Source organism: Cytobacillus solani (assembly GCF_006704205.1).
GTDB classification, from domain to species: domain Bacteria; phylum Bacillota; class Bacilli; order Bacillales; family Cytobacillaceae; genus Cytobacillus; species Cytobacillus solani.
Genome location: NZ_CP041305.1, coordinates 3,892,588 through 3,915,705, shown reverse-complemented (window position 1 = coordinate 3,915,705; position 23,118 = coordinate 3,892,588). Strand labels below are relative to the sequence as shown.

Genomic DNA, 23,118 nt, shown 5'->3' with positions numbered 1-23,118 from the left:
TCTCTTTGTCCCGTTATCTCTCTATACAATTTTGCCTTTTGTTCTTGAGTTTATGTTTTCTTTTTTATGGAAAGTGTTAAACTTGGCGAATAGAACTTTTTTGTTTAAAGTTCTTTAATCAGCTCATAATAACCTTTGATACACCTAAATATGAAATTGGAGTTGATTGCAAAATGACATTTGAGGCTAGGAACTCTACTGAAGCTGCACTTATTAAATACAAAGAAGGACTCGGCATGTTTATGAAAAAAATGCCTGAATTTGCCAGTCATTTTAATTCTTTTACCGAAGCTTGCTTTCAAGAAGGTTCGTTAACTCAAAGAGAGAAGCAATTAATCGCACTAGGGATTAGTCTTCACGCACAGGATGAATATTGTATTATTTACCATACAAAGGGCTGCCTTGACCAAGGATGTTCTGAACAAGAAATTCTTGAAGCTGTCGGTGTAACAGCAGCTTTTGGCGGTGGAGCATCCATGAGTCAGGGAGTTACTCTTGTTCAAGAATGTATTGGGGAATTGAACCAAAGAAAGCAATAAAGGAGTAGAATGCATGGTCCAAAAAGATTTAAAGGAACAAATTGTTAAGATTATTTCTAACCATCGGACTGGGGTCCTTTCATCAGTTGAAAATAATAAACCCCATTCACGATATATGACTTTTTATAATGATGATTTGACCTTATTTACACCTACGAAGAAGGGTACTGAAAAAATAGAAGAAATGAAAAAAAATCCTTCAGTTTCTATTCTCCTTGGATTTGAAGACAAAGGGCTAGAAGATGCCTATGTTGAAATTTCCGGAAAAACGATGATAAAAGACAGCCCAGAAGTCAAAACAAAATTATGGAACGAATCTTTTTCTAACTGGTTTGATGGACCTGAAGATCCCAATTATGTATTACTTCAAATACAGCCAGAAGTGATTCGGCTCTTAAACATTCATGGAGAGCCATCACAAGAACTGATTTTGTAAAGAGTCAAGGGACAGGGAAAATTCCCCGTCCCTATCATTTATTTATAATGATTAACCACCCAGCACTTTCCTTAAATTTCCATGTTGCCATCAGAGTAATGATTAAAATGAGTTCAAAACCATTTGTTAGTGCCTCACTACAACTTCCCTTTTTTCTATACAGACAATTTTCATTCGTATTTAGTATGAGCATATAAAAATGATTTTTTCATAATAATTTAAAACTAGATCCATCAATCAACTCAACATCATTCCTCTGCTTTACTTCTTCCATTAATTGAAAAAGTGCTTGATCTTTCATTTTTGCTTCAATCATACAATCAATTTGTGGAATTGACCCATTCACTTCTTTTAAAAAGTCAAAGAACAAGGAAAGATCAATATAATCAGCATGATGCCGGAACTTCTCTTCAGATTTTGGGCTTGATATATGGATTTTCAGTGGAAGTAGCGAGTATTTCCACGTATCCACGACTCGTTCCCAATTTACCTCCCAACGAGGATTTTGGTATAATGCTAGATGGTGATGGTAATCAAAAACGAGAGGAATTCCGAGCTTTTCACACAAGTACAGCGTATCTTCAAGGTTAAAACTAGTGTCATCATTTTCAAGCATGATCATTTTTTGGATTGATTTTGGGACATCCATCCAATTTTCTATAAATCGCTCAAGGGATTGTTCAGTTTCATTATAGTTGCCACCAACATGCATGACACACCGGTGTGTAGGATCGATTCCCATTCCTTTTAGTAAACGATAGTGCATTATAAGTGTTAATATAGAATTTTTCAAAACATCCTCTTTATGAGAATTAAGTACGACAAAATGATCTGGGTGAAAATCAATCCTCATCTGATGTTTTTTAGAAAAATCCCCAATTTCCTTTAATAACGCCTTAAGCGGCTTCATATAATTCCAGTCAAGCAATTCCTCATGGTTAGCCAACGGAATCAGCCGAGAAGTTAAGCGATAAAAGTGAATGGATGATGCTGCATTATGCCTGAGCAGTCTCAATGTATTTTCAAGATTTGATATCGAAATTCTCTCTAGTTTTCGAACCGCTGCCTCACGATCTTCAATCTTCTGAAACTGTGAAAAGGTCATTGTTTTCGAAGGAGAAGCATTCTTTAACTCCATACTCATTGCCACATAGCCAAGTCTTACAATCGTCATTCTCCACATCCTCACATAACTATTTCTCTTTTTTCTTGGCGAGTTTATCTTTATCAGATGTAGTGGGCGGCTGTTCCATCCATTCATTCTTAATCATGATGTCCGCTCCATCCTTGGCGTATATTGCAACTTCAAGAGATAGTCGTTCATAATTCAATACTAGATCGGTTCGTTGACTTGCAGCTGCTGATGTTGCATAGTTGCCTGTTCCTGCTGCACTTAATAATGCCATATGAAACATCATTAGTTTATCTGAAAATGGTGGGATTGTTGAATCAGTAATAGAGACATCTGCTGAAACAGGTGCTTGTACATTATTATTATTGAGAGCATCTGCGAATATTTTCAAGTGCTTTTGTGAAATATCTCTTCCTCTTAACATCCATTTTTGAATATTTTTATTTGGAGAAGTTTGTGCAAAACTAAGTGATAGCTTACTTCCAATTTGATTCGTTAACCCATTCATATATAAATGTGAGATCTCGACCGCATTCAGTGGTCTTTGTTTACTGAAAAGAGAATACCCGCTTAAATACTTTTTACTGTCTACATAATCTGTTTTAGTTGGATAGGGAATATAAGGTGATCTAATAAATAAACCTTTAGAAAGTAAAACATCCGTACTTTTATCAAATAAATCCGAAGTTTTTTGAAGACCCTCCATGAAATATTTTTTTACATCTTTCCTAGCACTCATAGAAACAAATCCACCATACGCAAGCATCCCAACTTTTGCCATATGAGCTATATACGAAAGCATAAAAGGGTCCGTATATAAGCGTGGGGCATTTAAATTCACATCACTTTCAGTAAATCCTATTGGTAATGCAATGGCTTCTTCCTGAAATAGGCGAGTCATCTTTTCTATGTTGGTGGAAGATAGATTATAAGCAAATTGAATAATCGGACGTATATCTTCATCTTCTATAGTGGCTAAAAAATACCCTAAGACGCATTGGGACATACTATCATTCAAGTAAGAAGTCCAAAAACAAGCAATTTCAGAAGAAGTCAATTGAGGATGATGGACAGTCATAACTGTATTCCCTCCAAATAATATTTTCTTTGATATAAAAAATATTATTTGCCAATTAGCGTATAATTATGACTCAAGGATATGATGATATCTAGTTGAATAATCTTTCATTAATTTTAGTCTCATGCATTAAAAGTTTACCTAGCTACATAACCAAAACAAAAAGGACAATATTCTTGCCCTTCTGTCCCGTTTACCATACTAATGACGAGCTTGTTAACCGTTTTACTCCACGGATAGTGGCTATTTCTTCTACAAGCTTTTGCATCGCAAGATTTTTCTGTTTTGCCTCTATCATAATATCTATATCGGTATTATGTTCTCTAGCCATTTTCAAAAAAGGAAGGACAAAATCCAATGAGACGAAATCTGCATGAGATCGAAATGCCTTTTCAGACTTTGGTGAAGAAAGATGAACCTTCGGAATGAGCCCAGAATTTTCCCACGTGTTAAAAATTCGATGCAAATACTGTGAAAGGTCACCATTTCCTTTATTTGCCATGTAATGGTGATAATCAAGGATCATTGGCATATTCTCTTTCTCACAAGTACGGAGTGTTTCTACTATATTAAAAGTCTTATCATCATTTTCAAGTGTTGTTAATTTTTTTATATGAGTAGGCAAGCTTTTAATATTTTGATGAAATCGTCTTAAAGCCGTTTCTTTATCCCCATATGCTCCGCCAATATGAATATTAATGATCGCATGTTCGGTAATCCCCATGGCTTCAAGCATCATATAATGAAATTGCATATCTTTAATCGAATTCACTGTCACTTCTTCCCGCGGACTTGTAAATAATGTAAATTGATTTGGATGAAAGCTTGGACGTAACTTTTGATCTTTTACTATTTGTCCTAGTTCTTCCCACTCTGCTTTAAACGGTGTCATGAAATCCCACATAACTTCTGGATGAGTGGCTAGTGGAACAAGTGAGCTTGAGAACCGATACAATTCTATTTCATGTGCCATGTTATAATATAGAATTCTCTTTGTATGATGTATATTTTGTGCAGTTACTTCTTTTACCTTATCCATCCGTTCATCCTTAGGAAGTGCCGAATAGCGAGCAAATGTTAAGGACTTTGAAGGACTCGCATCCCATAAACCTAATGCGTTTGCCACATAGCCAAATCGAATCTTCATTGATATCTCCTTTATTTCTTATCATTCGGAATTTCCATTTCGTTTTCTTATCCAACACCCGCTTAGACAATTTTTCCTCTCCCTTTGTCCTAGCAAATTAACCAATCATTATTTTTCCCTCTGGATAATGAAAAGCATCCCGCTTACGTCTCATTGTTATTGCAAGTGCAATGGTAAGAGGACCGACTCTCCCAGCAAACATAGTTAAAATGATTATAATTCTTCCCATCAAAGATAATTCTGGTGTTAATCCCATGGAAAGCCCTACAGTTCCAAAAGCTGAGGTAGCTTCAAAGAGATACATAATAAAATTGTGCCCTCTATCTGTAATGGATAGAATCATGGTTACTGTAACAACGATAAATAGTCCGATTACGGTAACTGTAAGGGCCTTTAATATCGTCTCCATCACAATTTTGCGTCTAAAAAGCACAACATCTTCTTTTCCCCTGATCTGTGTCCAAACTGCAGCTGCTAAGACGGCTAAGGTCGTTATTTTGATTCCCCCTGCTGTTGATCCAGAACCTGCACCAATAAACATTAGAATGATTGTCAAAAATAAAGTCGAGTGTGTTAAATCCCCTATCGGCAACGTATTAGCACCTGCCGTTCTTGGGGTTACCGCTTGAAACAAAGAGCCTAATACCTTTCCTTGAATGGATAGCGGTTCTATTGTTTTAACATTTCCAAATTCAAAGAGAAAAATGAAAATCGCTGCTCCGATCGTTAGCATTAATGTTGTATAAATTACAACCTTTGAATGTAAGGATAGCCGGCGGGTCTCCCTATATTCATACAAATCATTCATTACAAGAAAACCTAATCCACCAAGTGTGATTAACGCACTAATCGTAAGAACTACTGTTGGATCTCCTACATAGGACGTTAAACTCTGAAAGTTGCCCATTAAATCAAAGCCAGCGTTATTAAAATTGGATATCGCATGAAAGAAGCCGTAATAAATCGCTTTCCCTATTGGCATATCCAGAGAAAAACGAATAGAAAGAATGATTCCACCTGCCATCTCAATCAAAGCAGTAAAAAGCAGAATTCGTTTCACTAACCTTACGACACCTGCAATGGAAAGATGGTTAACAGCTTCTTTCAAAAGTAATCTATCTTTCAATGAAATCCTTTTTCCAAGAAGAAGAAATAAAAAAGTGGCAAATGTCATAAATCCTAGACCGCCAATTTGAATAAGAGATAATATCACCAATTCACCAAACATTGTAAAGGTATCACCCGTATCTACCACTACAAGACCTGTTACACAAGTGGCAGATGTGGCAGTGAATAATGCATTAATGAATGAAAGACCTTTCCCATCTTCTGTAGCAACGGGGAGAGTCAATAGTAACGCGCCTATTAGAATGACAGCTGCAAAGCCCAAAACAAGAAGTTTTGGAGGATCAAGATTGAATTTATGTTTTTTCATTGTTATCTCCTGACTATTCTGACCTATTTAATACCAATAAACTGAACACAAAAAGACCATGATAACGTTTCTCCAAAATATGGCATGCAATATCTGTCCTGGTCATGTCGTGAAAGACTATCACGCACCTGACTGTTGTTTGATAAATTTTGCATTTCCACATTCTTTATAAAGAGAAAGTAATCATGGTCTACTTAACGCCCAGCAAGTCATTAAACTCTCTTTGCGTTCCGTCTTCCAAGAAACTTTAATATTCATACGCATAACAAAAAGACCTACGTATTAGTCAGGCTGCTCCCTTGCTTTCACATAACAAAAAAGCCCCCTGAATTAAGGTGGTCTTATGACCTCCTTCGCTTTAGCCGACGAAGTTAGCTGACGGGTAGGATGGCGAAAGAGTAACTCATCCCTTCTGCATGCAGAATTAACCCCAAAAATTGGGTCCTCCGTTCTCAAAATTGAGATTTGGCCGATATCAAATTATTATTTATGGAAGTATTTTACGCCAGCTGTAAATCTTTGTAAACCCCCTTTTTTGTCAATAAATTGTCCTATTTATCTATATCCGTTCATTTTCATAAGATAACACTATAAAAACTCGACCTTGCTAATTATTCCTTTGTTTTTCGAAAACTTAATCAACATAATTTTATCTTGACAAGAATGAAGCGTGGACATTATGATAAATTTCATGAAAATCAGAAGACTAATGGAGGCATTATGTTAAATTCTAAAAAGAAATTAGAAGCTGAAATAAGTGCAGCATTTATTAAATTCCAGCGTAATCTAATCGGTAGAGGACCACAGGAAGCCAAAACTTATATTATCAATGATATGCTAATCATCCGTTTTAAAGGTGTCCTTACTGTTGAAGAAAAACATCTTGTCAATAATACTTCTGGTAAAAAACTTGTAAAACAAATGCGATCGCTTCTCCGTGAAATGTACAGTGAAGATTATGAAAACATCGTAGAACATCACACTGGCTGCAAGGTTCTATCTTCTCATAGCGATATTAGTACAAAAACTGGAGAAAGAATTGAAGTGTTCATTATGGATAAAGACTTAGAGAAATGTTTCAGCTGATATTTATAGATTATTCACTTCACAGAATTGACGGACATTCATATTTTTTATTAAAGGCGGGAAAGCATGAGGAAATCCTCTTGTAGATTTATTGTTAACGCTGTCGGAAAAGGCGGACAAACTTATTTAACCCATTGTCAGGACAAACATGAACTAAAGAAATGGTTAGCTGAGCATCAGGATGATTTATTAATGAATGAGTTAAAAATCATAGATAGGAAAATGCATCCGTTACTAAAGCTATTTTCTAGAAAAATATAAACATTGCAATCTATAGAAAATATAAACATTGCAATCTATAGAAAATATAAAGCCTGTCAATACACCTTTGTTATAAAAGGGTTTTGACAGGTTTATTAATGTTACCTTACTTGTTTCACTGGATTTTAACTATTTGATTACAGTCCTTATAAAAATTTCAATCGTTGTCCCACATCCAAGTGAACTTTTGACGTTTATTTCACCATTGTGTGCCCTAATGATATCCTTCGCAATTGCCATTCCTAGACCAGATCCTTTGTGTGATTCTCCAGTATTTGTGCCCCGATAATAGCGGTCAAAATTTCTGTCCAATTCTTCTTTTTTATTCCTTTTCCTTGATCCTCAATCCTAATAGTCGTTCTAGCATTCTTTTCGACTTTTACGATGATTTTAGGTTACTCATTCTTCCATAGGTCATAAATCTCCATACCTTCTCTAGCGGTCCCATCTTAAAGTACTTAAACCAAATGACACTAAAGATGATTTGGAGGGCATAAATCAAAACTGAAATGATGATAATATCATTTGGTGATACAGCCTCAAGACCTAAAACTGAGATGATTACCAGCCCAATAATGCTTTGTGCTACATAATTAGTAAAAGCCATTTGTCCTACACGCGCAATTGGCTGGAGAAATTTCGCAATGAGTTTATTTTCTAAGATTAAAAATAAGGTAGATAAGTAAAATAAAGTCGTAGGCAATACACCTAATGAAATGATTGTATCGAGACTTTGGCTTTTTGCTTGGGAAGAAAACCATATCCAAATAGAGAATCCAATAAATAGAGGCAATGTCCCCGCTTGTATCCATTTAATTTGTTTGGACCACTTGCTAATATGCATAATCCATTCTGCTTTTGCAGCCAAAAATCCTGATAAGAACATAATGAAGATGGCAATTACATCATTAGCAAGAAACGCAATAATATTAGTTAATATACCTATATCAGAAACATATAGCATAATTAGGTTCGAAATAATATGAAGACTTATGATTACCCCAAGCCATTTGCCTATTATCGATATCTTTGCATGGTAAAAAGGGATAAGAAATAAACCTATGATGGCATATATTGCTAGGATCGAACCCCAAAAAATAAATATATGAATAATCCCCAGCAATAACAGAGCCATTAAACGTCGGAAAAATCGTAGTCTTGGCTTGTCTCCACGGCTTTCAGCACGGGAAGCGAATATATAAAACCCGATTCCAAATAAAAATGAAAAAATCGAAAAGAATTTCTTTTCTATAAAGATATCAATTAAAATGTCAATCACGCCATTTATCCCGCTATAGTTTGGCATTGGCCCCCCTTCTATAACAATCTTAAATGCTCCTACATTAATAAACAAAATACCTAATAACGCAATTCCACGTATAATGTCTAATGAAATGATTCTCTCTTTTTGTGTAATGGATGGATTCATTCTGTTAAACTCCTTAATAATTGTTTTATAATTGTATAATCATCATAGCTCACCTACCTTACACGAAATGAATGTAAACCTTACATAAACCTTAAATAAAAATAACTCCGTTTACGAACGGAGCCATCCAATAGAAATACCTTTTCTATTCATTTCTTTAATAGAAATTCTGCAATTTATCACACATCGCGGCAGTTTAGATATTGACGATCTTATTTTAAATCTGTTTGGAATTTTTATTGGTTATTTACTTTATCCTGCATTCAAAAGAATATTTCAGCTCTATTAAACAGCAAAACCCGTTCGCTTTTATTCATTGCGAACGGGCTTATTTTTTCTTATTCAACTAATGATTTACTAGACGGTTATTATTTTTCTGAAAAAAAGAAAGCCAAAGAATGAGAATCCCAATTAATAGTAGGCCGCTTGCAAGTAAAAGGCCACCTGTATCAAAAGTTAATCTTGGAAAATCAAGCCATTGAAGAAGTCCTTGGCCGAATAATAGAAGTTTATTTAGAAGGAATCCTGCAAAAAAAATTGAAAAACCGAGAATAGATAACCATTTAGAAGTGATAATATTCATCATCTGATATTGAGCTAAAATAAAAATACTAACAAAGCCTAATAAAGTAAAATGTAAATAACCTATAACAATACTTCTCGTATCATAGATTAAATTTGCTAAAGTAGGCGATATTAATCCTAACTCCATTGTACTTTTAAAAAACAACAACAAAAAGGTTATGTAAAGACAAGTTATAGTAAATTTCGAAAAGTGACGGGCAAGCTCTCCTCCAATTGCTTTAAAAGCAACCAAGGTAAAAATAACTCCAATCCATTGTCCAATACTCCCAATAGCTGCAAGGATCATACTGATTTCACCTAAATCGACCCACAAAATACTAGAAAAATAACTTGGGAACAAGGAGATTATATAGAACCAAAATCCATAGCTTATAAAAGAGCTTTGAATAAAAATATTTTTCGAATGGACAAGAATGATAAACATACCGACTAAGAATAAATATAGCCAGCCATTATATTGAAAGTGCAAATAAAAATAAATCGCAACATCAAAGAATATCGAATCCTTAATCCCGTTTGCCGAAATATATCCAAGTGAAAATGGGCCAAATGATGAGATAACTAATGTTAATAAAGAGGCTTTAATAAATAATAACCCTGACTTTGGCACTTCATTCTGAATTTTTAATTGCCGTAAAATAAATACTGCTGCCCAATATTCTACAAAAATATGAATACTAGACATGACGATAGAAATGATACCGTACCCCTGGTATAAGAAAGCGGCAAACATCAATAGGGATGTAAAAAATAACGTCATGGTCAGTGCGATTGCCTGATTCCGCTGCCTAATCGTACGCCAATATACAGACAGGAAAATAATAAACGCACCCAAAAATGCCCATCCTAGAATAGCTAAATGGGAATGCCCATGAAGCACATTTTCATACGGAATCGAAGTAGTCGGATTAAATGGGACAATACGCATCCAAACACCTGACAAAGCTGTTAGCGTAAAAAAGAAAAATGTAAAATGAACAAATAATCTTGGCACTGCTCTCTACTCCTTATTATTGTTACTTGCGATATGTTTAAGCCTTCCTAAGAGTTCATCGGAATTTTCTGCTGCAATGAACTCACCGTCTACAATCGCATATGGGGATTTCTTGCACTGCTCACATTTGCTTTGACAGCTGTATTCCTTATATTGAATATGATTCTGATTCAGGAAACGCTCATAATCAGGGCTATTTTCTTCGTTTAAAAACCGATCAAGATTTTTTTCACAAAAATCAATTTGAACCTTTTTTTGTTTTGAAAATAATTTAGTCAATCGTTTCATAGCAGTCACATTCCTTATTAAGTTGGAATCTTTTATAAACCATATAATTATTAACTGCATTAAATATATCTCTAAATTAATTAGGCAATCAAATATTTCGTTTTTCTAAGACACCTAAATTTAAAATAAAGCTCAATAATTTCACATAAAGTTCAGAATTACAATATTCCTATACAAAAAATGGCGCTTATCCATTAAGGAGAGCGCCTGATTAAAATGGAAAAATTAACGGAATGATAAACATCATAACAAGGAACATGACTATTTGTAAGGGGATTCCTATCTTTAAAAAGTCACTGAATTTATATCCTCCCGCTGTCATGACCATTGCATTTGTTGGGGATGCAACTGGAGTTGCAAATGCCATGCTCGCTGCAGCCGCTACCGTTATTAAGAATGGATAGGGGCTAACCCCGATATTCATAGCCGCATTCATCGCAATCGGAGCAAATAACACCGCAGTTGCCGTATTACTAATAAATTGACCGAAAACCATTGTAATCAAATAAATACCAGCTAACACACCTAATGGTCCATACCCGCCAGCTACATCTATAATACCTTCTGATAGAAGCACCATTCCCCCTGTTTTTTCTAATGCCGTTGCCACAGGGAGCATGCAGGCGATTAACACAATACTTTCCCAATTCAAATGGCCATAGGCATCATCCATATTTCGTAAACACCCAGTGATGATCATAAGAACAGCACCGATTAATACAGAAATAACAGTTGGGAACACTTCCAGAATCATCATTGCAATCATTAAAAGCATGATTCCACCAGCAATTGGTGCTTTTCCATTTGCTGCTGCCACGCTTGCGTGCTCTTTCGGCTGACCAACGACCACAACATTTTTGGTTTCTCTTGAAAGCAATTCGATTTCTTCCCATGAGCCTTGTACAAGGAGAGCATCTCCAAAACGAAGTCGTACATTGGACATATCCTTTAAAATATAAGTGCCTTTTCGATTAATTCCAATAATATTCAAATTGTATTTTTCTCTAAACCCAATATCCTCAATCGTTTCATTAATCAAACTTGAATGTGGTGTTAACAGTACTTCAGCAATACCAAGTTGACTTGAAACTAAATCATTCTTTGATTGATCTGTTTCAAACACAAGCTGATAATCTTTGGCTAATTTCTCTACTTGGCTTTTCGATCCTTGAATATAGAGGATATCTTTACCGTGTATGACACTCTTTGGTCCAGCCATTTCTTGATAGGTAATAGGTAAAAGATTCCTGCCCTCAGCTGATTTACGGTCAATTTTCAATATACAAAGATGATACAATGCTGGAATTTTCAATTCAGATAATGGCCGATCCACCATCGGGGACTCAATTAGTACATGAACACGATGTAAGTTCTCGTCCAAATGATAATGCTGAATGAGTTCCTTTGGAGAAAGTTGAGTATTGCTCATTTGTTTCTTATTGTTGCTATTCGGTAGCAGGGCTTTTCTGACAATCATTAAATAAATAATTCCTGTTATGACTGCCGCAATACCGACTGGCGTAATATCAAAAAAACGAAGTCGCTCAATACCATGATCAACAAGGACTTGACTGACAATTAAATTGGGGGGAGAAGCGATTAGTGTTAATAATCCTGATAAGCTCGCAACATAAGAAAGTGGAATCAAAAACTTTGATGAGCTCACCTTCATACTTACAGCAATACTGATAACAACTGGCAGCATAATCGCTACCGTCCCTGTATTGCTCATAAAGGCTCCTACAGAAGCAACAATGACTAGCAAGAGAAAAAATAACTTTTTCTCGCTATTACTAGTCCAGCGCAAAAGCAAATTACTTGCCTTTCTTGCAAGACCTGTACGAAGAATCCCCGCTCCTACAACAAATAATGCTGCAATCATAATCACAACTGAATTCGAAAAGCCCGCCAGTGCCTCAGCAGGCTCTAAAATACCAGCAATAACAAATGCCAGCAATGCGAGAATAGCGACTAAATCTGCACGGATACGATTACTCATAAAAAGAAAGATTATTAGACCTAGAATGACAAATGTTAATATAAGCTGCATTTTAAAAGTAAACCCTTTCTGTTAAAATCATCTGATGAATAGGCTACTGTACTTCCATTCTCCTATCTATTCCATTATAAGTATTGTTCTCAAGAAAATCATTTTGCTACTGCAAAGTTCATAAATTGTATACAAACGTCTTTTAACTATGTATATGGATAAAGAAAACCATTATTGTAAAGAAAAGACCGTTAGTACTGTTACACCAACGGCCAAAACTTAGATGTTATACAACTCTTATCCCATACCAAGATGGTTGTTCTCTTCAGAGGAAACCTCCATTGTACGAATTTCATAGCTTTCCAACCCAGATGTTATAAATGGATCAGCTTCAGCTATTGCTTTTGCCTCCTCCATGGATGTTGCTCGAATTATCACCATTCCGCCTTTATAGTCAAGAAAAGGGCCGCAAAGAACTAACTGATTCTTCTCATCAAGTTTTCTTAAAAATGAAATATGTTCACGGATGACTGGTTCAGTTAGCTTTTTTCCATGATTAATAGATAATAAAATTACATAAAGAACATTACTATCATAGGGGCTATTCTCCATTCGATAACCTCCTTCTATAATAAGTTTTATTACATTGTTAAACTACTCTAGTTCAGTTTAATAATTCTTTGATTGGAGCTTCCGCGGAATGGCAGTGTGATATCTCTTTTCTCTATTATAAATGGACCATCCACTAGCACATCGCAATATTCCAACAATTCATTGACATGTTTATCCTCGCAGCTTTTTAACTGTTCTAATTTATATCCACTGTATATCCAAATATTTTTATTAAGATTTTTTAATGCCTTTGCTAGTTCTTTTACCTCTTTCGCCTGATAGAATGGTTCTCCTCCCGATAAAGTAATATCGGTGAGTGGATTTGACAGTACTTCATCCATTATCTCCTCCACTGACATTTCTTTCCCGTTTTTAAGATTCCAGCTCTCAGGATTATGACAGCCGAAGCAATGGTGTGGACATCCTGCGAAGAATATTACAGTTCTTAATCCTACTCCATCAACTACAGAATCATGATGTATGCCCATTACCTTCATAAATGTTTTACTCGATTTTTTTCTTCCTGTTTTTTAGCAACATTCCACTTAGACATATCACCTACTAAATACCCTGTAATGCGTCGAATTCTAGAAATATCCGATTCATCAGTCGTATGACAGCTTGGACACTCGTTATGAATAATGCCAGAATAGCTGCACTTCTTACAGTAGTCTACTGGATGATTGATAGAACCGTAGCCAATCTTATTATCGTACATAGCTTTTACTAGCTGATCTATGGCTTGAAGATTATTTTTTAAATACCCATCACATTCGATATATGTAATATGACCGGCATTGCAGAGCTCATGAAAGGGGCCTTCTTTTCTAATTTTATCAATCGCCTTTATTGGATAATAGACTGGAATATGAAATGAATTAGTATAGTAAGATCGATCCGTTATATCCCTTATTTCCCCAAATTCAGCTTGATCTCTTTTCGTAAATTTTCCTGATAAGCCTTCTGCAGGTGTTGCTATAAGTGTGAAATTTAGATTACGCTGTTCAGCTGCTTGATCCGCCTTTTTTCTTAGAAATTCAACAATTTTATAGCCAAGTTTCCAAGCCTCCTCATTCTCTCCATGATGAGTGCCAATTAAGGCTTTTAAAGCTTCGGCAAGTCCAATAAATCCAATGGACAATGTCCCCTGCAGGAGCACTTCTTCGAGTGTATCTTCTCTCCCTAGTTCCTCACTTCCCCGCCATATCCGCTGAGAATATAAAAAGGCAAAATCTTGTGCGCTTTTCTTTCTCTGATATAAGAATCGCTCGTATAATTGTTGAATGACAATATCACAATAATAATCCAATTTATTAAAAAATTGTTCCTCATTATTACTTGTTAATGCTATTTTTACAAGGTTTATACTTGTAAAGGAAAGGTTTCCCCGTCCAATGCTATTTTCCTCCCCATGGCGATTTGCCATTACCCTTGTACGGCAGCCCATATAGGAAATTTCACTTTCTGGCGTTCCATCGTAATATTTAAGATTAAAGGGAGCATCAATAAAACTAAAATTCGGAAAAAGACGCTTGGCTGTTGTTTCTAATGCTAATTGATACAGATCATAATTAGGTTCATCAGGATCAAAGTTTATTCCTTTTTTCACCTTAAATATTTGAATAGGAAATATCGGAGTTTCTCCTTTTCCCAGCCCACTTTGTGTAGCTAATAGAATATTCTTAGTAATCATCCTGCCCTCTTTTGACGTATCAGTTCCATAATTGATTGAAATAAATGGAACTTGCGAACCTCCTCGTGAATGCATGGAATTACTATTATGAATAAATGCCTCACATGCCTGGTATACATCTTGATCAGTTTCCTTCCAAGCAATTTTTTCTTTTTCTTCGGTTGTGTAAGTTGTTTCATACCCATTAATTCGGCTTAAATGCTTTTCAAATGTTAACTTTACATAAGGAGCCAAATCATAATCAAACATCGGATAAGCTTGTCCGCCATGCTGCATATTTTGATTTGCCTGTAAAATAATTGATGCAAGAGCTAATGCACTTTTAATATTTTGCGGCTGCCTCATAAAGCCATGCCCTGTATTAAAACCGGTAGAAAGAAGCTTACCTAGAGGGATTTGACAGCAAGTTGTCGTACCCATTGGCATGTAATCCATGTCATGAATATGAATATAATTTTCCAATACAGAATTTTTTATCGACTCCGACAGTTGATGCTCTATTGCATAGAATTTGGCGGATTCACTTCCAAATTTATTCATTTGACCCATTGGAGATCTTCCGTCCATATTTGCATTCTCATTCATAATTTCTTGATCTGAAGCATTTGTTATTTCCTCAAAACTCTTAATTAACCCCCATGTACTTTTGTTCACCTTGTAGCTTAATTGTCCCATTGTAACTCCCCCATTACTTCATTTTCCAAAAATTCAATTACGTGGTTTGCTTTTTAACCTCCTTACTTTTTCTAAACCATGATGTATCCAAGGATAATAAGAGAATAAAAAAACCACTTCTCTTTAGAGAAATGGCTGACATCACGTTGACACACTTGCAGAAAAATTCTACAAATCTACCATCGTTCCATCCTCCCAGCTCCCGAAGAAGATAACACGGTATAAATAAGGCAGGTCTCCTGACTCATGCTTCATTTTTTTCAAACACCTTCCCATCAAAAACGACAGTGGTTCTTGTTTGAATCATCAGCATTTACAGTTGCGGGTACAGTTCTGGTTTCACACCAGATTCCCTTTTCAGCCCTTGAAAGAGCACCTCATTTATCTGGTTAACACTATATATAGTGTATTTACCATAAAACAAATACAACATATCGTATTTGCATCTTAATTATATTGAACTGACTTTATTTTGACAATAGTTATCTTAATCGTAAGTAAAAAAAAGAAGAGTAAAATCAGCACCATACCAATTTCACTCTTCTCGTTATCACTTATTCTCATATAAATGATTTCTTAATATTTTCTGCACTCTCTGCTGTTTGTTGGATATATTCTGCGATTAATCGATTATCTGCTGTGATTGTTTCAATTGATGCATTTACTTGCTGCAAGCTTGCTGTTGCTTCCTCAATAATTGCAGCAAAATCATTTGTAGATGATTCAACTTTTTCACTATTTCTTCCCACTTTTTTAGACAGAGTGTCAAATTCCTGAAACTTTTTATTTACTTTTTTCAGCATTGAATGAAGTTCAGAGAATTTTTTTTCCACTTCGTTAGATGATTCGACACTTTGGTTCAAATTCACACTGCTGTCTTTCATATTTCCTTGGGCTAATTCATTTGTTTTGTTAACCTCTACGAGATTTTCAGTAATTTTAATTGTGATTACTTTCGTTGTATCAGCTAATTTTCTAATCTCTTCTGCTACAACAGAAAATCCTTTCCCTGCTTCACCTGCTCGCGCAGCCTCAATTGAAGCATTTAATGCCAATAAATTTGTTTGCTCTGTAATTTGCTGAATTTGTTGTGCAAATTGATTTGTTTCTTCAATTTTTTGAGTTAATGTCCTAAAGTTTTTATTAAGCTCCTTAATAACCATTTGTAAGTTATCCATCTCATTCATTAGATGCTTTGCTTTCAATTGACCTTCCTCAGCAGCAATACTAGATTGAACAGATTCTTCAATAAGTTCCTTAGTTGACTGATTCATATCATTCAAAACCACTAAATTATTATGTGCATTGGTAGCAATGCCTGAGATTTGTTCACTCTGAACCTGGCTGCCTGCTGAAACTTCACTTATGGCAATTCTCATTTCATCTTGTGAAGATACACTAAATTGAATTTTTTCATTCACCTTACTTAAACTGTCTACAATGGTAAACAGCTCTTTTTCAAGCTTAACTTTTTGTTCTTCCTTTGCTCTTGAATTTGCTTCTTCTTGATCCATATATTCTTGGAGCATTTTGTATTGCTTATCATTCAAATGAATTAAAACGCTTAAAAGGACCGTTGATAGCAAATATATTAGGAAAAACGATGCAAATTCCTCTTTCAAGTAAGCGTATGTTGCTACTGGAAAAAAACTATTATAGGAAAGGATGATTAAACCAAAAACAATACCGATTCCAAAGATTTTTTTATTAAAGGGAACTGCAGCAAAAATAGTAAAGAAAAATACACTAATAACACCAGCTAGATTGCCCCCCGTTATTAAAGTCGTAATCAACATACATGTATTCATTCCTATGACAATTACATAGGGAAATAAATACTCTCTCTTACTTTTATTCGTCATAAAATAAACAATAGGATAGATAATTACTTGTACTAGGTTTAGCATAGTCATTATAGATTTCGGGTCTAATGCGAACATACTGATTAACCCAATGACCGTTGATATCAAGTATATTGTTAGCATTAGTTTGTTTTTACTTTTCAAATCCATTAGCTTTAATTGTTCGATTGCATTCATTTTGTTCCCCCGCTAGAATAATAATTACTTTTTAATATTATCGGCTATGTTAGGTATTTTTCGATAAAAATAATAAAAGCTGGAACAATTTATTTTCCTAGTGGATCTCTTTAAAACATTAGAATTTAATTGAACTTCATTTAGCTAACAAGTATCACTAATTTCCTTATATTCTTATTTGCCTCCATATGATAATGTGCCTGTTGGATATCTGCAAATGGGAATATTTGATCTATTATAGGTCTAATCTTATTCTGCTTAAATAAAGGGATTGCCCTTTTTTCACTTTAAATGCAGAAATAATGCATTAAATAGGTAATCTTTTTTTCCTTATTTCCATAAATAATCCTACCTATGTATAAAATAAATATCCCCTTAAATACTAATAACAGCTTCCAAGAATCAATGAAATTAATCTAAAGGAGGATACAGCCAATGGATAAGGATATGAATTATGGCAGTGATTATAAATACATTCCCGCCACTTCCATAGGGAGTGGAATGACTATTCAGGTCTTGCCTGACTTGTTTTGCCACACTGTACAAATTGTCAATATTATATTAGCAGGGGATCCTAATACAAAAGATTTTATTCTAGTTGATGCTGGAATGCCCCATTCAGCAAATGAGATCATCTCCGTTGTTGAAGAATACTATGGCGCAAATAGCCACCCGAAAGCAATCATCTTGACACATGGGCATTTTGATCATGTAGGTGCAATTATTGAATTGGTTAAGCATTGGGAAATACCTGTTTATGCTCATGAATTAGAGCTGCCTTATTTAACTGGACAGAAGAGTTATCCTGAACCTGACCCAACAGTTGAAGGAGGCTTGATAGCAAAAATGTCTCCACTGTTTCCAAATGAACCAATTAACCTAGACAATCATGTGGAAAAGCTTCCTGCAGATGGGACGATTCCATATTTGCCTGATTTTTGCTGGATTCATACTCCCGGACATTCTCCTGGACACATTTCTTTATTCAGGGAATCAGACAATACATTGATTGTTGGAGACGCATTTGTAACCGTCAAACAAGATTCACTATATAAAGTAATTACCCAAAAACAAGAGATAAACGGACCTCCCAGATATTTTACAACTGATTGGGAAGCTGCTAAAGAATCGGTAATCAAATTAGCATCTTTAAGCCCATCTGTTGCAATTACAGGGCATGGATTGCCAATGTCAGGTGAACTATTAACAAAAAGCCTTGAAAAACTTGTTCATGACTTTGATCAAATTGCAGTACCTGACTTTGGGAAATATGTTGATAAAAACCTGCATTAGATCAACAGTTTACCACATCCTAATTTAAACAAATCTCTAAATAGGTTGTCTAAAGTTGGAGTTTAGCTTATAATCATAAAAGTACATATATAGTATTTACACGATCACAATACTACAATATACAGTGATTAACCTATAAATACGGTGTCTAGTAAGACTTAATAGGGAATCTGGTGCAATTCCAGAGCTGTTCCCGCAACTGTAAGTGCTGACGAAATAAGTGATCCACTGTCCATTAGGATGGGAAGGACTTAAAGTAGGTGCAAAGCACGAGTCAGGAGACCTGCCATATTTATAACGTGTTATCTTCTTCGGGAGCTGGGAAGATAGAACGAGGGTATTTTGATAGACCTTTTTTGTCTATGATCTTATCAACGTTTGTTAAACCCATCCTCTTTATTGAGTGATGGGTTTTTATTTTCCCCCTATTCCAAGAATCGAATGAAAGTAATGAAAGGGGAATTTATATTATGAAAACAATGCTTCAAAATGAATTAAATTCTGTTTTGGATGCTTTAGAAAGAGCAGCTACTATTTACAATATTGACATCCGGGAGATAAAACAGAAAATATTGGAGAATGATCAGACTTTTTCTGAAGCGAATGAACAGGTACTCCATTATTCCTTGAACAAGATCTCAATGGAACAGCCCAATTGGACCTTTCTTGCTGCCGGGTTATATTTAAATGATCTTTATTCAAAAGCAGCTGTTAACAGAGGTTATCACAAGGAACAAAAGTATGGACCTTTCTATGAACTTATTAAAGAACTCACAAATATAGGAATTTATTCAGATGATTTATTAAATTTATATACTAAGGAAGAGATCGCTGAAATTGAAAATGCAATTGATCCGGAAAAGGATTATTTATTTAATTATGTTGGCTTATTCCTGCTCGCCGACCGCTATCTAGCGAAAGACTATGAAAAAAATGTCTTTGAATTGCCACAGGAACGATTTATGATCATCGCGATGACTTTAATGAAGCATGAAAGTAAATCTAATCGACTTTCTCTTGTTAAAGAGGCCTACTGGGCATTAAGCAATCTTTATATGACGGTTGCCACTCCAACTCTTGCTAATGCAGGGAAAAGTTATGGTCAACTATCCTCTTGCTTTATTGACACAGTTGAAGATTCTTTGGATAGTATCTATTTAAATAATTGGGATATTGCTAGATTAAGCAAAGACGGTGGAGGAATCGGTATTTATTATGGAAAGGTGCGTGCTTTAGGTTCAGATATTAAGAGATTTAAAGGGAACTCCTCAGGTGTCATTCCATGGATTCGACTAATCAACGATACAGCAGTCAGCGTAGATCAATTGGGACAAAGGCAAGGAGCTGTAGCTATTTATCTAGATATATTCCATAAAGACATTATGAATGGATTCTTAGATTTAAAGACGAATAACGGGGATGAGCGACGGAAAGCTCATGATATTTTTACAGGTGTAGCCATTCCTGATTTATTCATGAAAAAATTAGAGAAAGTTGATGAAACAGGAAGAAGCATTGGTGAATGGCATACCTTCTGTCCACACCAAGTAAAGCAAATCATGGGCTGGAAAGATGAAGTTGGGAATCCATTAGGGCTAGAAGACTATTACGATGAGACAGATATTAAATATTTTACTCAAAAATATGAAGAAGCTGTTAATCACCCTCTACTTCCAAGAAGAACATACCGGGCGATGGATATTATGGCTCGAATTATGGTATCTCAGCTAGAATCAGGTACTCCATATATGTTCTATAGAGATGAGGTAAATCGTCAAAATCCAAATAAGCATGTGAAAGGTAGAGGACACACTTCTATTTATTGCAGTAATCTCTGTACTGAAATTATGCAAAATATGTCTGCAACAGTGATTCAGAAAGAATTTCAAGACGATGATGGCAATATTGTCATAGTTAGAAAACCAGGAGACTTTGTAGTTTGTAATTTATCATCTATCCATCTTCCTAATGCAATACAATCGAATGTGTTAGAACGACTCATCCGAATTCAAATGCGAATGCTCGATAATACGATTGATATTAACAATATTTCAGTTGGACAAGCCAAATGGACAAACGAAAGGTATCGAGCTGTTGGACTAGGAACGTTTGGATGGCATCACTTACTTGCACTCAAGGAAATTCATTGGGAATCTGAAGCAGCCGTTGAATTTGCAGATGCTTTGTACGAAGAAATCAGTTATCACACTATTCATTCTTCAATGGAGCTTGCAAAGGAAAAAGGATCCTATCGAATGTTTTCTGGATCTGAATGGCAAACTGGCGCTTACTTTGAACGAAAAGGCTACACTTCCGAGCGCTGGACTATGCTGCAGAAGGATATTCAAACATTTGGAGTTCGGAATGGATGGATGCTTGCTGTTGCGCCTAATTCGTCTACAGCAAAAATTGGCGGATCAACTGATGGAATTGATCCACTATATGCGATTGAATATGCAGAGGAAAAGAAAAACTTTAAATTTAAAGTGACTGCTCCTGATTTAAATCACCATACTTACAATTATTACCGTCGTGTTCGCCATGAATTAAGCCAATTATGGAGTATTAAGCACAATGCTGCACGTCAACGACATATTGATCAATCCATTAGCTTTAATCTCTATGTTCGCCATGATATAAAAGCGCGGGAATTATTGCAGCTTCATTTGGAAGCATGGAAGCATGGATTGAAAACGACATATTATGTACGCAGTACTTCACAAACAGAAATTGATGAATGTGAAGCTTGTCATAGCTAAATCTTGAGGAGGATGTAGTCAAATGAGCACCAAACAAGCCCTTACTAAAATAAAACTGCTTAATCCAGAGTATCCAAATAAAGCAACTCGGATCATTAATGGTCATTCTTCCGGAATTTTAAATTGGAACGACATTAAATATCCGCAAATGTACCGAATGTATCAAACATTATTATCAAATTTTTGGAAAGCCCAAGAAATTAATATGCAGGATGATATTAAACAATGGGATTTATTAAGTACAACTGAGCAAGATGTATTTTTAAGAATCAATACACAGCTGGCTTCTCTCGATAGCTTACAAACACCTACAATGACACAAGTGATGGATTATGTAACCGACCCAAGCTTTAAGGCTATTTTTGCAGTTATATCACAGCAAGAAGCTGTTCATAATGAATCTTATTCCTATATTTTGAGCTCACTTGTTCCACTAAGTGAACAAAACGCTCGGTTCGATCAAGCAAAGGATGATCCCATCGTTCGAAAACGGAATGAGCTTATTTTGGATGCATACGAAAAATTTCGAAACGAGCCAACTCCACAACATTTATTTGAGCTCTGTATTAACTCAATAAATCTTGAAGGAATTTACTTTTACGCTGGATTTGCTTTCTTCTACCACTTAGCACGTCAGCAAAAAATGTTAAAAACGAGCACAATGATAAGCTATATCCAACGCGATGAGATGCAGCACGCCTATTTCATTTCACAATTTGTTCGGATTTTATTAACTGAAATGCCAGAATTAAATACAGAGAGTAATATTGAATTTGTTTATGATACCATCCATAAAGCAGTTCAGCTTGAAAAAGAATGGGCACATTATATATTAAAAGACATTAAAGGAATTAACATTGAAGAATTTGAAGGCTATGTTGAGTACTTAGCAAACAAGAGGCTTCGCCAACTAGGACTTGAAAATCTCTATGAAGATCGAGAAAATCCAATGCCATGGATTCATGTATTCAGTGATGAAATGATGAACGAAACGAAGTCCGATTTCTTCGAACAGAAGTCACGAACATATACCAAAGTCTCCCAAGACAATGGCTTTGATGAGTTATGAGAATTGGTATTGTTTATACATCTGTTTCCGGCAATACAGAAGAATTAGCACGATTACTACATGAACTATTAATTGAACAGAAATATAGATCTCAACTAATGAACATAACTGACTTCCCGGTTCACGAGTTAGCTGAATACGATGCAATCGCAATTGGCACTTATACATGGGGAGACGGAGAAATCCCCATAGAAATGGAGCCTATATATAATGAGTTTAAAGGTTTAAGAGATAAAAAAATGGTTACAGCTATCTTTGGTACGGGTGACCGATTTTACCCCCACTACTGCGGAGCTGTCGATACGTTTAAAAATGCATTAAAAACAAATACGAATTTAGCTGTAACCTTAAAGGTTGAATTATTGCCGCAAAAACAAGACTTATCCAAGTGTAAAAAGTTTGTTGAGTTGTTTACTGAACGGATACAAACAAGTTTGCAATAGGCTATAGGTTAACATTTAGACACCGTTATATGACGGTGTTTTTTTTCGATCTGGCCTTTTTTCAATTGAAGATTTACAACTCAAAAGGAATATTATTCATACGATAGTGCAACCTTAAATAAAGTTCACTTAGAA

The 23,118-nt window shown here is 35.3% G+C and carries 22 protein-coding genes, 1 pseudogene and 3 riboswitches; of the genes and pseudogenes, 9 read left to right on the top strand and 14 right to left on the bottom strand.

The genetic code is table 11. The features are described 5' to 3' along the window. The first annotated feature begins 173 nt into the window (after nucleotides 1–173). Together FI644_RS19645 and FI644_RS19640 are read left to right on the top strand one after the other, a co-directional pair. Complete coding sequence (locus FI644_RS19645; protein WP_142108742.1) at nucleotides 174–539, top strand: carboxymuconolactone decarboxylase family protein; 366 nt, start codon at nucleotides 174–176, stop codon at nucleotides 537–539. A 13-nt stretch (nucleotides 540–552) separates the two neighbouring features. Then, nucleotides 553–975 (top strand): pyridoxamine 5'-phosphate oxidase family protein, encoded by a 423-nt coding sequence (locus tag FI644_RS19640; protein ID WP_053476547.1) that lies wholly within the window; start codon nucleotides 553–555, stop codon nucleotides 973–975. Nucleotides 976–1,183: 208 nt separating this feature from the next. On the opposite strand, the gene uvsE (FI644_RS19635) is transcribed toward FI644_RS19640, so the two are convergent. From uvsE (FI644_RS19635) to FI644_RS19620, 4 genes are all read right to left on the bottom strand, one after another. Continuing rightward, nucleotides 1,184–2,149: a UV DNA damage repair endonuclease UvsE gene (uvsE, locus tag FI644_RS19635; protein WP_053476548.1), complete on the bottom strand. Its 966-nt coding sequence runs from the start codon at nucleotides 2,147–2,149 to the stop codon at nucleotides 1,184–1,186. Between the two features lie 19 nt (nucleotides 2,150–2,168). Further along, nucleotides 2,169–3,185: a DUF3231 family protein gene (locus FI644_RS19630; protein WP_053476549.1), complete on the bottom strand. Its 1,017-nt coding sequence runs from the start codon at nucleotides 3,183–3,185 to the stop codon at nucleotides 2,169–2,171. Between the two features lie 193 nt (nucleotides 3,186–3,378). Next, nucleotides 3,379–4,332: a UV DNA damage repair endonuclease UvsE gene (gene uvsE / locus FI644_RS19625; protein ID WP_056685227.1), complete on the bottom strand. Its 954-nt coding sequence runs from the start codon at nucleotides 4,330–4,332 to the stop codon at nucleotides 3,379–3,381. Between the two features lie 97 nt (nucleotides 4,333–4,429). Next, complete coding sequence (locus tag FI644_RS19620) at nucleotides 4,430–5,767, bottom strand: TrkH family potassium uptake protein (RefSeq protein ID WP_053476551.1); 1,338 nt, start codon at nucleotides 5,765–5,767, stop codon at nucleotides 4,430–4,432. 345 nt (nucleotides 5,768–6,112) lie between these two features. Next, nucleotides 6,113–6,248, bottom strand: a riboswitch (cyclic di-AMP (ydaO/yuaA leader). Between the two features lie 239 nt (nucleotides 6,249–6,487). Between FI644_RS19620 and FI644_RS19615 the strand changes: the two genes are divergently transcribed. Both FI644_RS19615 and FI644_RS19610 read left to right on the top strand, forming a co-directional pair. Next, complete coding sequence (locus FI644_RS19615) at nucleotides 6,488–6,853, top strand: Na-translocating system protein MpsC family protein (protein ID WP_379998740.1); 366 nt, start codon at nucleotides 6,488–6,490, stop codon at nucleotides 6,851–6,853. Nucleotides 6,854–6,919: 66 nt separating this feature from the next. Further along, nucleotides 6,920–7,114, top strand: coding sequence for a hypothetical protein (locus FI644_RS19610; RefSeq protein ID WP_053476552.1), 195 nt, complete (start codon nucleotides 6,920–6,922; stop codon nucleotides 7,112–7,114). A 129-nt stretch (nucleotides 7,115–7,243) separates the two neighbouring features. Here FI644_RS19610 and FI644_RS19605 read toward each other — a convergent pair. Next, a pseudogene (locus FI644_RS19605) lies at nucleotides 7,244–7,503 on the bottom strand (sensor histidine kinase); the annotation flags it as partial. Further along, complete coding sequence (locus FI644_RS19600; protein ID WP_142108741.1) at nucleotides 7,494–8,543, bottom strand: DUF418 domain-containing protein; 1,050 nt, start codon at nucleotides 8,541–8,543, stop codon at nucleotides 7,494–7,496. The pseudogene FI644_RS19605 and the gene FI644_RS19600, both read right to left, overlap by 10 nt. 130 nt (nucleotides 8,544–8,673) lie before the next feature. Between FI644_RS19600 and FI644_RS19595 the strand changes: the two genes are divergently transcribed. Further along, nucleotides 8,674–8,832, top strand: coding sequence for a VanZ family protein (locus FI644_RS19595; protein ID WP_082620704.1), 159 nt, complete (start codon nucleotides 8,674–8,676; stop codon nucleotides 8,830–8,832). Between the two features lie 57 nt (nucleotides 8,833–8,889). Here the strand turns inward: FI644_RS19595 and FI644_RS19590 are convergent, their stop codons facing one another. From FI644_RS19590 to FI644_RS19555, 8 genes are all read right to left on the bottom strand, one after another. Next, nucleotides 8,890–10,122: a hypothetical protein gene (locus tag FI644_RS19590; RefSeq protein ID WP_053476555.1), complete on the bottom strand. Its 1,233-nt coding sequence runs from the start codon at nucleotides 10,120–10,122 to the stop codon at nucleotides 8,890–8,892. A gap of 6 nt (nucleotides 10,123–10,128) precedes the next feature. Then, nucleotides 10,129–10,410 carry a DUF1450 domain-containing protein gene (locus FI644_RS19585; protein WP_053477565.1) on the bottom strand — a complete coding sequence of 94 codons (282 nt, stop codon included), beginning with the start codon at nucleotides 10,408–10,410 and terminating at the stop codon, nucleotides 10,129–10,131. A 211-nt stretch (nucleotides 10,411–10,621) separates the two neighbouring features. Continuing rightward, nucleotides 10,622–12,460: an SLC13 family permease gene (locus FI644_RS19580; RefSeq protein WP_053476556.1), complete on the bottom strand. Its 1,839-nt coding sequence runs from the start codon at nucleotides 12,458–12,460 to the stop codon at nucleotides 10,622–10,624. Nucleotides 12,461–12,697: 237 nt separating this feature from the next. After that, complete coding sequence (locus FI644_RS19575; protein WP_053476557.1) at nucleotides 12,698–13,012, bottom strand: YciI family protein; 315 nt, start codon at nucleotides 13,010–13,012, stop codon at nucleotides 12,698–12,700. 47 nt (nucleotides 13,013–13,059) lie between these two features. Continuing rightward, the gene (gene nrdG, locus FI644_RS19570; RefSeq protein WP_053476558.1) at nucleotides 13,060–13,509 is read right to left on the bottom strand and encodes an anaerobic ribonucleoside-triphosphate reductase activating protein; all 450 of its coding nucleotides are present in this window, start codon (nucleotides 13,507–13,509) and stop codon (nucleotides 13,060–13,062) included. After that, entirely contained in the window at nucleotides 13,506–15,380 is a 1,875-nt protein-coding gene (locus FI644_RS19565; RefSeq protein ID WP_056685239.1) for an anaerobic ribonucleoside triphosphate reductase, read from the bottom strand. Before FI644_RS19565 ends, nrdG begins: the two co-directional genes overlap by 4 nt. A gap of 212 nt (nucleotides 15,381–15,592) precedes the next feature. Further along, nucleotides 15,593–15,775, bottom strand: a riboswitch (cobalamin riboswitch). Nucleotides 15,776–15,940: 165 nt separating this feature from the next. Then, a complete protein-coding gene (locus FI644_RS19560) occupies nucleotides 15,941–17,419 on the bottom strand; it encodes a methyl-accepting chemotaxis protein (protein WP_142108740.1) in 1,479 nt (492 codons plus the stop codon). A gap of 140 nt (nucleotides 17,420–17,559) precedes the next feature. Beyond that, entirely contained in the window at nucleotides 17,560–17,646 is an 87-nt protein-coding gene (locus FI644_RS19555; protein ID WP_231690132.1) for a hypothetical protein, read from the bottom strand. A gap of 208 nt (nucleotides 17,647–17,854) precedes the next feature. On the opposite strand from FI644_RS19555, the gene FI644_RS19550 reads away from it, so the two are divergent. The 4 genes from FI644_RS19550 to FI644_RS19535 all read left to right on the top strand — a co-directional run bounded on the left by FI644_RS19550 (nucleotide 17,855) and on the right by FI644_RS19535 (nucleotide 22,983). After that, nucleotides 17,855–18,712 (top strand): MBL fold metallo-hydrolase, encoded by an 858-nt coding sequence (locus tag FI644_RS19550; protein WP_053476561.1) that lies wholly within the window; start codon nucleotides 17,855–17,857, stop codon nucleotides 18,710–18,712. 125 nt (nucleotides 18,713–18,837) lie between these two features. Further along, a riboswitch (cobalamin riboswitch) is annotated at nucleotides 18,838–19,017 on the top strand. A 165-nt stretch (nucleotides 19,018–19,182) separates the two neighbouring features. Next, complete coding sequence (locus FI644_RS19545) at nucleotides 19,183–21,471, top strand: ribonucleoside-diphosphate reductase subunit alpha (RefSeq protein WP_053476562.1); 2,289 nt, start codon at nucleotides 19,183–19,185, stop codon at nucleotides 21,469–21,471. A 22-nt stretch (nucleotides 21,472–21,493) separates the two neighbouring features. Then, the gene (locus tag FI644_RS19540; protein WP_053476563.1) at nucleotides 21,494–22,540 is read left to right on the top strand and encodes a ribonucleotide-diphosphate reductase subunit beta; all 1,047 of its coding nucleotides are present in this window, start codon (nucleotides 21,494–21,496) and stop codon (nucleotides 22,538–22,540) included. After that, nucleotides 22,537–22,983, top strand: coding sequence for a flavodoxin domain-containing protein (locus FI644_RS19535; protein WP_053476564.1), 447 nt, complete (start codon nucleotides 22,537–22,539; stop codon nucleotides 22,981–22,983). The genes FI644_RS19540 and FI644_RS19535 overlap by 4 nt, the downstream gene beginning before the upstream one ends. Nucleotides 22,984–23,118: the final 135 nt, after the last annotated feature.